This window comes from Bradyrhizobium altum, assembly GCF_020889705.1.
Taxonomy (GTDB): Bacteria; Pseudomonadota; Alphaproteobacteria; order Rhizobiales; family Xanthobacteraceae; genus Bradyrhizobium; species Bradyrhizobium altum.
This window is the reverse complement of sequence record NZ_JACMYP010000001.1, coordinates 229,745-241,106: the sequence shown is the minus strand read 5'-3', so window position 1 is coordinate 241,106 and position 11,362 is coordinate 229,745. Positions and strand designations below refer to the sequence as shown.

Annotated in this window: 10 protein-coding genes and 1 pseudogene; 3 read left to right on the top strand and 8 right to left on the bottom strand. The window is 62.3% G+C overall.

Going from position 1 to position 11,362, the window contains the following annotated elements:
- A pseudogene (locus tag H8B02_RS01125) lies at nucleotides 1–283 on the bottom strand (AGE family epimerase/isomerase); the annotation flags it as partial.
- 95 nt (nucleotides 284–378) lie between these two features.
- Here H8B02_RS01125 and H8B02_RS01120 point away from each other — a divergent pair.
- Both H8B02_RS01120 and H8B02_RS01115 read left to right on the top strand, forming a co-directional pair.
- Nucleotides 379–1,602 carry a phenylacetate--CoA ligase family protein gene (locus H8B02_RS01120; RefSeq protein WP_229164225.1) on the top strand — a complete coding sequence of 408 codons (1,224 nt, stop codon included), beginning with the start codon at nucleotides 379–381 and terminating at the stop codon, nucleotides 1,600–1,602.
- Between the two features lie 95 nt (nucleotides 1,603–1,697).
- Nucleotides 1,698–2,222 (top strand): HAD family hydrolase, encoded by a 525-nt coding sequence (locus H8B02_RS01115; RefSeq protein WP_229164224.1) that lies wholly within the window; start codon nucleotides 1,698–1,700, stop codon nucleotides 2,220–2,222.
- 32 nt (nucleotides 2,223–2,254) lie between these two features.
- Here the strand turns inward: H8B02_RS01115 and H8B02_RS01110 are convergent, their stop codons facing one another.
- The 4 genes from H8B02_RS01110 to H8B02_RS01095 all read right to left on the bottom strand — a co-directional run bounded on the left by H8B02_RS01110 (nucleotide 2,255) and on the right by H8B02_RS01095 (nucleotide 5,997).
- Entirely contained in the window at nucleotides 2,255–3,352 is a 1,098-nt protein-coding gene (locus H8B02_RS01110) for a DegT/DnrJ/EryC1/StrS family aminotransferase (RefSeq protein WP_229164222.1), read from the bottom strand.
- A gap of 10 nt (nucleotides 3,353–3,362) precedes the next feature.
- A complete protein-coding gene (locus H8B02_RS01105; protein ID WP_229164221.1) occupies nucleotides 3,363–3,830 on the bottom strand; it encodes an acyltransferase in 468 nt (155 codons plus the stop codon).
- Nucleotides 3,827–4,888, bottom strand: a complete 1,062-nt coding sequence (locus tag H8B02_RS01100; RefSeq protein WP_229164220.1) for a Gfo/Idh/MocA family protein — start codon at nucleotides 4,886–4,888, stop codon at nucleotides 3,827–3,829. The genes H8B02_RS01105 and H8B02_RS01100 overlap by 4 nt, the downstream gene beginning before the upstream one ends.
- Before the next feature lie 278 nt (nucleotides 4,889–5,166).
- On the bottom strand, nucleotides 5,167–5,997 hold the full coding sequence (locus tag H8B02_RS01095) for a class I SAM-dependent methyltransferase (RefSeq protein ID WP_229164219.1): 831 nt from the start codon (nucleotides 5,995–5,997) through the stop codon (nucleotides 5,167–5,169).
- Nucleotides 5,998–6,364: 367 nt separating this feature from the next.
- Here H8B02_RS01095 and H8B02_RS01090 point away from each other — a divergent pair, with 367 nt between their 5' ends.
- Nucleotides 6,365–7,726, top strand: a complete 1,362-nt coding sequence (locus H8B02_RS01090) for a hypothetical protein (protein ID WP_229164218.1) — start codon at nucleotides 6,365–6,367, stop codon at nucleotides 7,724–7,726.
- An 80-nt stretch (nucleotides 7,727–7,806) separates the two neighbouring features.
- On the opposite strand, the gene H8B02_RS01085 is transcribed toward H8B02_RS01090, so the two are convergent.
- The 3 genes from H8B02_RS01085 to H8B02_RS01075 all read right to left on the bottom strand — a co-directional run bounded on the left by H8B02_RS01085 (nucleotide 7,807) and on the right by H8B02_RS01075 (nucleotide 11,362).
- Nucleotides 7,807–9,111, bottom strand: coding sequence for a nucleotide sugar dehydrogenase (locus H8B02_RS01085; protein ID WP_229164217.1), 1,305 nt, complete (start codon nucleotides 9,109–9,111; stop codon nucleotides 7,807–7,809).
- 323 nt (nucleotides 9,112–9,434) lie between these two features.
- Nucleotides 9,435–11,039: a glycosyltransferase gene (locus H8B02_RS01080; RefSeq protein ID WP_229164216.1), complete on the bottom strand. Its 1,605-nt coding sequence runs from the start codon at nucleotides 11,037–11,039 to the stop codon at nucleotides 9,435–9,437.
- Between the two features lie 116 nt (nucleotides 11,040–11,155).
- Nucleotides 11,156–11,362, bottom strand: coding sequence for a hypothetical protein (locus H8B02_RS01075; protein WP_229164215.1), 207 nt, complete (start codon nucleotides 11,360–11,362; stop codon nucleotides 11,156–11,158).

Below are 11,362 nucleotides of genomic sequence, written 5' to 3'. Positions count from 1 at the left end.
AGCAGGTATTCCAGCCCCTTCAGCGCGATCGCGCGGCCGTCGGGATACCAGCCCAGCTGGCCGCCTTGGCATAGCAATAGATCTGGCGGGCCTGCACCATGACCCGGCGGGGCGCGGCGTGATCGGCTGTCCCATCCTGATGCAACCGGTCGACAAAGCCGCCGGCGGTGCTGTCCCAGCCTGTGGTCGACCACAGCGGCAGCGCATGGTCGATGATGCGGTGCTTCAAACTCGCGACGACATCGGCGGCCCCGTCCGCCGCAACGCTCTCTGCCTCAGCCATCGTGCTTCCTGGAACCGTCCCAATGTCAGCGGTCACCGTCTGATAGCACGGGCGGACCGGCACGCAACCTGCGCACATCCTCGCAAGGACCTGCCATGACCGACCACTACGACGCCCTTGAAACGCGCGATCCGGCCGAGCGCGAGGCCGCCCTGTTCGCCCGGCTGCCGGAGGTGCTGCGCAAGGCGACAGCGGCGCCGGCCTACGCCAACCTGCTCAGGGGCATCGATCCTGCCTCCGTCACCAGCTGGGAGGCCCTGGCGGGGCTGCCGGTGCTGCGCAAGTCGGAACTCCCGGCGCTGCACAAGGCCGCCCCACCGTTCGGCGGCTTCGTGGCCGACAAACCCGGCTCATTCGCCCGGCTGTTCACCTCGCCCGGACCGATCTTCGAGCCCGAAGGCCGCCAGACGGACCCCTGGCGCGGCGCACGGGCGCTGTTTGCGGCCGGCTTTCGCGAGGGGGACGTGGTACTGAACACCTTCAGCTACCACCTGACCCCCGGCGGCTTCATCTTCGACGCGTCAGCGCGGGCGCTCGGCTGCGCGGTGATCCCGGCAGGCCCCGGCAACTCCGAGCAGCAGTTCGAGCTGATCGAGGCCTATCGCCCGGTCGGCTATAGCGGCACCCCTGATTTCCTGAAGATCCTGCTGGACGCCGCGGCCACCGGCGGCCGCGACGTCTCCTCGATCAAGCGCGCGCTGGTCTCCGGCGCCGCATTTCCGAAATCGTTGCAGGAGGAGATGAAGTCGCGCGGCGTCGAGGCCTATCAGGCGTTCGGCACCGCCGATCTCGGACTGATCGCGTTCGAAACCCCGGCGCGCGAGGGAATGACGGTCAATGAGGATTTGATCCTGGAGATCGTCAAGCCCGGCACCGGCGATCCCGTTGCGCCGGGTGACGTGGGCGAGATCGTGGTGACCTCGCTCGATCCGCATCATCCCTGGATCCGCCTCGCGCTCGGCGATCTGACCGCGGCGCTGCCCGGCGCGAGCCGGTGCGGACGCACCAATATGCGCATCAAGGGCTGGATGGGCCGCGCCGACCAGACCACCAAGGTGAAGGGCATGTTCGTGCGCCCCGAGCAGATCGCAGAAATCGGCAAGCGCCATCCCGAACTCGGACGGCTGCGCCTCGTCGTCACGCGTGCCGGCGAGGCCGACGCGATGACGCTGAAAGCCGAATGCGCTTCGGCGCCGGATACCCTGCTGAACGAAGTTGCGGCCACGCTGCGTGCCGTGACCAAGCTTGGCGGCGCCGTCGAGCTGGTCGGCGCCGGCGCGCTGCCGAACGATGGCAAGGTGATTGCGGACGAGCGATGAGCCGACCACCCCGTGTGGTCCGATCCACATTGTCGCGCGCGGCATTGTGAACTATTGAGCTGGCTCATGCCTCGTGGAGACGGGATCATCACCTCATGAGCAGCGCTTCCGAGCCGCGACGGCCGGCGGTTTTCTTCGATCGGGACGGCGTCCTGAACCGGGATATCGGCTATCTGTTCGAGAGCCACAGGCTGATCTGGATCGACGGCGCGCGCGAGGCGGTGAAGGCCGTCAACGACATGGGCTATCTTGCGTTCGTCGTGACCAACCAGTCAGGCGTGGCAAGAGGCCTCTATGAGGAGGCGCAAATCCAGCAGCTCCACGACTGGATGGCAGCCGAGTTCGGCAAGGTCGGCGCGCATATCGACGCCTTCGAGTATTGCCCGTTCCATCCCGAAGGAACCGTTGAGCGATATCGGCTGGTCAGCCCCCGACGTAAACCGTCGCCGGGCATGATCACCGATCTCCTGGAGCGCTTTCCGGTCGATGTCGAACGAAGCTTTCTGGTCGGTGATCAGCCGACCGATCTCGAGGCTGCGCGCGCGGCGGGCCTGAAGGGCTACCTGTTCTCAGGCCCCAATCTGGAAGTGTTCCTGAAGCCGCTGCTGCAGCGAAGCTGAGCCCCCCGCCCGGCGCGAGGTCACCATCGCGATCAGAACTTGCGAACCAGGTCGATCACCTCATCCTGCTGCTGGCGCGTGATCTCGGCGAAGGTCGGCAGCGAGAGAATCTGGCCCTGATCGCGATGGGCGTTGGGAAATTGCTCCGGCCGGTGGCCAAACCGTGCATAGGCCGGCAGGAACGGCAGCGCGGTTGGGTAGTTGATCGCCGTCTGCACGCCGTTGGCATTGAGATGCGCGGCGAGTGCGTCGCGGCGCGGATGCCTGATCGTGTAGAGGTGGTAGACGTGGCTGCGCGCCGGCGCCACTTCGGGCACCACGACGTCCTCGATCTGGTTGAGGCCGGCATCGTAGACCTCGGCTGCGGCCTGCCGGGCCTCGGTCCATGCGGTGAGATGCGGCAGCTTGGCCGAGAGGATCGCAGCCTGCATGCCGTCGAGCCGGCTGTTGACGCCCTCGATATGGTGCTGGTGCTTCACCAGCCCGCCATGACGCGCCAGCATCGCCATCTGCTCGGCGAGCGCCGCATCGTTGGTGACGACCGCGCCGGCATCGCCCATCGCGCCGAGATTCTTGCCGGGATAGAATGAATAGGTCGCAGCTTCGCCGAACGTTCCGACCATGCGGCCCTTGTAGCGCGCGAGATGAGCCTGGGCGCAATCCTCGATCACCCAGAGCTTGTGCTTCTGCGCGATCACCATGATCGCGTCCATGTCCGCAGGCTGGCCGTACAGATGCACCGGGATAATGCCGACGGTGCGCGGCGTGATCGCGGCCTCGATCGCCGCTGGATCGATCGTGAACGTCGCGTCATCGGTGTCGCAGAATACGACGCTGGCGCCGGAATGGGTGATCATCGCCGCAGTCGATATCCAGGAATGCGCCGTCGTGATCACCTCGTCGCCCGGCTTCACCTTCAGCGCACGCATGGCAAGGTAAAGCGCATCGGTGCCGTTGGCGCAGGATACGCAATGAGCCACCTCCGCGGCCGCGGCGAATTCGCGCTCGAAGGCGTCGACATAGCTGCCGCGGATGAAGGCGTTGTCGCGGATCACGCCGGCGATCGCGGCATCGATCTCGCCCTTGATGGACTGGTATTGCAGTTGCAGGTCGGCAAACGGTACCGGCATCGATATTCCCCTATTGGCTCGCCAGCAGCCGGCGCGCCGGATTGCCGGCATAGGTGCCTGATATCGTGATGTCCTTGGTCACCACCGATCCCGCACCGATGACGACGTCGTCGGCGATCCTGACCGGCATGATCGTGGCGTTGGAGCCGATCGACACCCGGTTGCCGATGACAGTCTCGCGCCACAGCTCCTTGCGTCCGCGCGCCGGACCGCCGGTGGAGAACGTGTCGTTGACGAACATCACGCCGTGCCCGACGAAGCAGTCCTCGCCGATGGTGACGAGCTCGCAGACGAAGGCATGCGATTGCACGCGGCTGCGTGCTCCGACCACCACGCCCTTCTGGATTTCGGTGAAAGGCCCGATGAAGCAGTCATCGCCGACCGTGCAGCCATAGAGATTGCAGGGCTCGACGATCTTGACGCGTTCGCCGAACGCGACATCACGCACGCCGGCCTGATGCACTTCCGGCCGATTCACGAAACGACACCCAGCCGGCTCCACCGCGGCGTGAAGCGCAGCGCAACTTCCTCTCCGGTCTCGATCGACTCATAGAGGGCCGAGATCAGCTCCAGGCTCTTGCGGCCCTCGAGCCCGTCGACCAGCGCCGCGCGCTGGTTCTCCAGACAATCGACCACATGATGATAGTAGGCCTGATGGCCGAAGCCGTAGACGTTGGGCGGGTTGACCGAGAACTTCTCCACGACGTCCTTGTCCGACGGCAGCTCGTTGACAAAGCGCCAGTGCCGGATCTGGTTGACCGCGAAACCGGAAATCTCAACCGTGCCCTTTTCGCCCAGGATCGACAGCGAGCCCTCCAGATCGGTCGGGCGCGCCGCGGTGGTCGCCTCGATGATCCCGAGCGCGCCGTTGCGGAACTTCAGCGTCGCGACGGCGGTGTCCTCGGTCTCGATGTTGGCCAGCGCCGTCGTCGCGCGCGCATGCACGCTCACCACGTCGCCGAAGAACCACTCCAGCATATCGACATGGTGGCTCGCCTGATTGGTCAGCACACCGCCGTCATAGGCCCAGGTGCCGCGCCAATCGTCCTGGTCGTAGTAGGCCTGGTCGCGGCACCAGCGCACCCGGACCGTCCCCAGGATGAGCTTGCCGAAGCGGCCGGCATCGAGCGCCTCGCGCGCCTTGACGACCGGCACGTTGAAGCGGTTCTGCTTGACGATGAACATCTTGATGCCGGCCTCGTCGCAGGCCCGGATCATGTCGTCGGCGTCCTGCAACCGCAGCGCCATCGGCTTCTCGACCACGACGTGCTTGCCCGCCCTGGCACAGGCGATCACATGCGCGGGATGGAGCCCGCTCGGCGTCAGCACGGCAACGGCGTCGATATCCTTGCGCGCCAGGAACTCGTCCATGTCGTAATGGGCGGGAACGGCGAACTTCCCGGCAATCGCATCGGCGCGCGCTCGAAGCGGATCGCAAACGGCAACCAGGCTCGCTCCCGCGATGTGATTGCCACCCAGGAGATCGGAATGGCGCTTGGCGATACGCCCGCACCCGAGCAGGCCAAATCTGATCATGCAACAGGCCCTGTCTTGTCTCGTGACCAGCCATTGCAGCCAGCCGAAGAGCCGAGGGAACAAGCGGCCTTGCGAGCCGCAGCATAGCGTCCATTACCCAGAAAACTCGGGATAAGGCAAGCGCTCAAGGCGACGTTGCACCCGCCGATCTCGGCTATCAACGGGAAGCCGGCGAGCTATCGGTTGCCACAGTGAGTGAGTTGCCAACACCGCGTCATGGCTCAAGCTGCCACACGCATCGACCCGAAACATGCAGGGCCACGCAGCAAACATCGATCTCAGGCGGTCGACTTGTTGCAGCTCCAATACACGTCCAGTCCACAATACCGCGGGATCGGCGAGGCAAGCAGTTGCGGACGCGTCCAGAGCTTAAACGGTCGTTCCTGATCGGCGTTCTGGGTGACCGCCCGAAAATTCGAATATCCCGAACAGAGTGTCTGCAAAGACTTGGCCGAGATGAATTCGGTTGCCGGCGCCAGCGAACCGTCCTGTGTCTTGTCATAGGCGGAGGTTTCGCCGTCGCGAAAAGTCCCGCGATAGCCTCCGAGTTCGCGCAGCCAGTAGAGAAGCGCGCGTTTCGGCTCGAGCACAAACTGCCGATAGGAATAGGCGTAATAGACCATGCCGACGAGACGTCCGCCCGGGACGAGAAGTCGACGGCAGGCCGCGATCGCAGCCGCCAGGTTGCCGGTGTGATGCAGACAGCCGATCGCGACAACCGCGTCGAACGAATTGTCGGCAAGCGAATTGCTGAGAATGCTGCCTTGAACGGCCTTGCCGTTCAGCCCGCTCTGCTTGATCCGGTGATTGACCATCGTGACGGGATTGGCGGCGATATCGAGACCCGTGAAGTCAGCGCCACTGTCCGCGATCTTCTGCGAGACGCTGCCGTAACCGAGCCCAATCTCCAGCACGCGCTTGCCGCGCATCGCCTTCCAGTCGATGTAGTCCTCGAGATACGGATAGAAGTGGAAATAATTCTCGTCGTAGCGCCGTAGCGACTCCATCGAGGAATCGGTGATGCCCCATGCACGGGCCGCCGCGGAACCACACAACTCGTCCCAGAACGACGCGTTGGCGGCGTCGATCGCCTGTTGAGTCTCGTTCATAGCGGCCCCCATGTGCTTCAGCCGAATACGTTCTTCGGCGCGTCTGACGCCGAAATATCCCTAATTGCCGGTCCTGCCAACACTTGATTCGGCCGGGCTTCCTGCCTGATCCGTCGAACTCGACATCACCGAGCCATTCACGGAATCACTGCACACAGCGGGACGACGGCAGCAGCAGGCGGCATTTGCGTTATCGGGCAGGAACAATAGAATGAAATGCAGGCGTATCGTTGCCGTCTTGTCGGCGCCGTGCAATGTCCCTGGGTCGAAGAAGCGACATCGTTTGGCGATCGTGTGGGCTCAGCCGAATGCGATGACCAGCAGTGAAACAGCCCACGCGAACAGCCCCATACGGCGGTAACAGAGAATGAAAGATCGCGCTATTCAGCTGGAGCCTGGAATTGGTTGGGGCCAGGCCAAGCTTGCTTTGCTCGCCTATGCCCACATCGTGGTTTGCTGCGTTTCGCTGTACTGGATCACGGTCACCGACGCCTTCCCGGGCATCATCGGATTCGACAAGGCGCACCTGACGGCAGCAATCCTGAATGTGCTGGCCTTCAGTCCCGTCGTCATCCTATTCGCGATCAGCCGCTTCAGCTTCGGCTATCTCGTCGGCTTCTACTTCTACATCATGGTGCTGGGATATCTCTGGCTGATCGAATTCTCGCTGCTCGACTACGATCACCACCTGGCGCTCATCTCAATCGTGCTTTCGGCATTCGCATTCCTTGTCCCCACGCTGTTTATCACAGCGCCAGTGCGGCAGGCTGTCGTCATGCCGGCACGCGCCTTTCACATGATGCCTACCATCATCCTTATCGCCTCAGCCGCAATCATCGGCATAGGTTCCCTCTACAACCTCAAGCTGGTCGATCTCAACGAGATGTACAAATATCGCGCGGAGGTCGCGTTGCCAGGCTTCCTGCGATACGCCGTCTGGATCGCCTCAAACGCCCTATTGCCGCTCGCCTTCGCCTGCTTCGTCGCCAGCAAGCGGACCTGGCAAGCAGGGCTAGCCCTGCTTCTGATGCTTCTGTTCTACCCGATCATGCTGACCAAGATGGCGCTGTTCGGTCCGCTCTGGCTGCTGCTGCTCGCGCTCATCAGCAAACTGGCTGAGGCAAGGGTTGCAACGATCCTCTCGTTTTTCCTCCCAGTCCTGGTGGGCGCGATCTTGTTCCTGCTGGTCCAGGCCGGCGTGTTTCCATTCAAGCCCGGATTGGTCTATTTCGGCACCGTCAACAACAGGATGGTTGCGATCCCGTCGCTCGCCCTCGAAGTTTACAACAACTACTTCTCGGCGCATCCGTTGACCCATTTCTGCCAGATCAACGTCGTCAAGCTCGTGGTTGCATGCGCGTATAACGAGCCGATATGGGCCGTCATGGCCAAGGCCTACGATCTCGGTTCCTTCAATGCGTCGCTGTTCGCCACCGAAGGGATCGCTTCGGTCGGCCTCGTGCTCGCCCCGCTGTCCGCGCTCGGCTGCGGCCTCATCATTGCGCTCGGCAATCGCCTGTCGTCCGGCTTGCCGGCGCAATTCGTGCTGCTCTCCGCCGGCCTTCTACCCCAGGTTCTGCTCAATGTACCGCTTTCGACAGCATTGCTCACGAACGGAACGGCGCTGCTCTTCCTGCTCTGGTACATTGCACCGCGGTCGGCCTTCGACCAGACGGAAGCGTTGAGGGTCGCAGTCAGCGACCATCGACCAAGTGGAGACGCCGCCTAGCGTGCCGCTCCGGACCTCTCGTCATCCGTTGCCCAGACAAGGCCACGGGTGGATGGTAGCCGGAGCGCCTGCGAGATCGTCTAAGCGCGAATGATATTGTCCGCCGGCTGAGGAAACTTTCCGCGACAATCGACCAGCAGCGGCGCATGCGCGCCGAGCAGTTGATAATCGAACTTATCGTGGTCGGTCGCAAGCAGGACGCAATCGAATGCCCGCAGACTGTCCTCGGTGAGCGCGACACTCGACAGATCGAACGAATGCGCCCGCATCTTCGGGAACGAGGGGACGTGCGGATCGCTGTAGGACACCTTGGCGCCGAGATCACGAAGCCGCTCCATCAACGCCACCGATGGCGATTCGCGGACGTCGTCGACATTCTTCTTGTAGGCGATGCCGAGAACCAGGATCGAGCTGCCGCTGATCGACTTGTGCCTCTGATTGAGCGCCAGCGAGATCTTCGACACCACGTAGTCCGGCATCGAGGAATTGATCTCTCCGGCGAGCTCGATGAAGCGCGTGTGCATGCCGTATTCCCGCGCCTTCCACGTCAAATAGAACGGGTCGATCGGAATGCAGTGACCGCCGATGCCGGGACCGGGGTAGTACGGAACGAACCCGAACGGCTTGGTTGCCGCCGCGCGGATCACCTCGTGAATGTCGATCCCCATCTTGTCGGCGACCATCTTCATCTCGTTGACGAGGCCGATGTTCACCGAGCGATGGATATTCTCCAACAGCTTCGTCAGCTCGGCGGCCTGCGTCGAGCTCACCGGGACGACCTTGTCGATCACCTGACCATAGAGCGCGATGCCGGCCTCGAGACATGCCGGCGTGCAGCCGCCGCAGACCTTCGGGATCGAACGCGTCGTGAAATTCTGGTTGCCGGGGTCTTCGCGTTCCGGCGAGAAAACGAGAAATACGTCCTTGCCGACGGCGAAGCCGCACTTTTCGATGCGCGGCTTCAGTTCCTCTTCGGTTGTGCCGGGATAGGTCGTGCTCTCGAGCGACAGCACCATTCCCTGATGCAGATATGGCAGAAGCGACTCCGTCGTATCCAGTACGAAGCTGAGATCGGGCTCGCGATATTTGTTGAGTGGGGTCGGAACGCAGAGGATCAGCGCATCGACTTCCTTGGCACGAGAGAAGTCCGTGGTCGGCTCGAAGCCAAGCTCGGTCGCCTGCCTGATGCTAGCGCTCGAGATATGCTCGATATAGGACCGGCCAGCGCGAAGCGCATCGACCTTGCCCTGGTCGATATCAAAGCCAATGACCTTGTAACCCACATCGCTGTAGCGAAGCATAAGCGGTAGGCCGACATAGCCCAAGCCCACGATCCCAATCTTGGCGGTCTTGCGGTCCAGCTTGTCGATCAGCTCGGAATTCATGTCTAACGCCCGTACGCCTGGTTATGATGATGTCCGCACGCCGGATATCATCAGGTTCCAATCTGTCTGCTGAATAAAAATGCGGCCGAGAAAGCTTCCAACGAAGTGGCTGCATAGACTTGTTAGGCGTGGCCGACAAGCCCGAAGCGGCCAGAAAACCCCTAGGCCCCCTCCGGCGGCAGCAAGCACAGCAGCGCCCCCCGTGGATGCCGCTGAAACCGGACCTTCGCTGCCTCGATTGCGGCAAGTCGACAGCGCTCAGCGGACGTCAATGCCGCCCCCGAACGCCGTATCGACGGCCTGTTGAGTTTCAAACAGGCAATCTAGTGCATAGCCGGGCCGAACGGAACGTCGGACGGCGGCAAGCCCTGCATCACACGGTCATACGCCATTTCGAATCGCTCGGCGCAAGCGTCGGCAGAATGCCATTTGACCGCAAAATCACGACTCGCTTTGGCCAGTTCGCGACGTCTGTTTTCGTCTGAGAGCAGGTCCTTCAGCACATCGTAGACAGACTCCTCGGTCGCGGATATGATCGGGCACGCTTCCACGAACGGCACCCTGCTGATCCCCGGCAACTCATCCTTCTGCATAAAGCACACCACAGGCCGCCCCAGCATCATTCCCTCGCACGCCTGGGCGCCGTACCGGCCGTAGTTGAGCTGATCGACGATGACGTCGGCTTGCACCTGGATGTATCGGACATCCTGGCTTGGCACATTCGTGACGAATTCCAGCTTGACTGGGAAGCCTTCCGATTTCAGGCGCTCGATGGCGGCCAGGATCGCGCCCGTCCCCTTGATGTTCCGACCGTTCCGGGACCTCAATTCGTAGTTCCCAACCGCGTGATAGACGATGAGTTCGCCGGGCGACCGCTGCAGCCGGTACTTCTCGGGGATTCCAAGATCGGGCCGCCATACTTCGGGATCCAGCGCCATCGTGAGCGCGTCACGACAAACCGTATCTACATTGCCCTTCCAGTCGAGCGAGGGCGCTCCGCCGGTGTCGACCATATCGCACATCGTATGAACCTTGCGTCCCCATGCAAGATTGCTCGCATCGGAGCAGATCTGCGGCTGGTCCTGCCAGACGCAGTGCTTGCACGCACCGCTCCACTTGTTGATGCTGGATTGCGCAACCCCATCCGAACAGCCGACGACCGTATATCCGATCTTGACGCCGCGCCGGCGCAAGCGAAGGAAGTCAACCGGCAGCCCATCGAAGCTGCCCTGCCGATCGAAATAGGCCGGAAACATCGACATGACTCCCCGCCCGTAGAAATGGACCATTCGGAAACGGTCCTCCGCTTGAGCAAAGAAGTCGACGAGCTTACGCCGGTATTGGTCCGGCTCGGGGTCAAAGAGATTGACATCGTCGCCGTGATAGAACATGGCCTGCTCCACATTCGGGTCTTCAATGTTCGCACAGACAGCGTCCCAACCCCGCCTGCGCAAAGCCTCGGCGAGATAAAAGAAGTTGTAGTAGCACTGGTGCAAGAACAGGACGCTACGCCGGATGCCACCACCGCTCACGACCGGCACGTCGCTGACGCGCGGGCGAGCTACCTGCGACTCAACAATCTCAGCGTCGAATGCCAGCAGTGGATCAATGAGCCGCTTGAAGTCTCCAACATATGTGATCGCAATCGACCCGCATTTGACGATCGTGCGCTTTCGACCCGACCCGACACGCGGCTCGGAAATGATCGACTCTCCCCTGTTCAAGACATCAACGTCTGCCGCGCGACCAATAATCAGCGGACCGATCTTCCACGCTCTGGTCATGCTTTGCAGTTGCCGGTTTCGCTTGATCTCCAACTCAAGCAGCGTGATGGGCGCCCGGATGACCTTGCCCAGAACGCTCGACAAGTCGCTGCCAAACCTCGTCAGGAACCCGGCCACCACCAACACCGTTCGGATCGCCGCCAACGAAGTCTGCCGGACAGGCCTCATTCGGGGCCCGCGCAAGAGAGCACGGACGGGCGCACCTAGCCTTCCCTCGCGATTCATTCCCAGACGGCGCATGATGGCGATTACGAACACTCTCAGCTTCCTGCTTCCCTCTCGCTCGAAACGACCGCGGCCCGCAATACCGCATTGGGCGTCGGCATGAATCTATCGCGGCCTTGCTTCAAATCCTGTTCGCGCAGAATGGCCGGCGCGATCACGTTCCGTCGTGCGCCGTCGATCCGGGCCACCTCATGTGTTTCAGCTTCAGCAGGCCACAATGCTATCTTTGCATGGTCAAACAC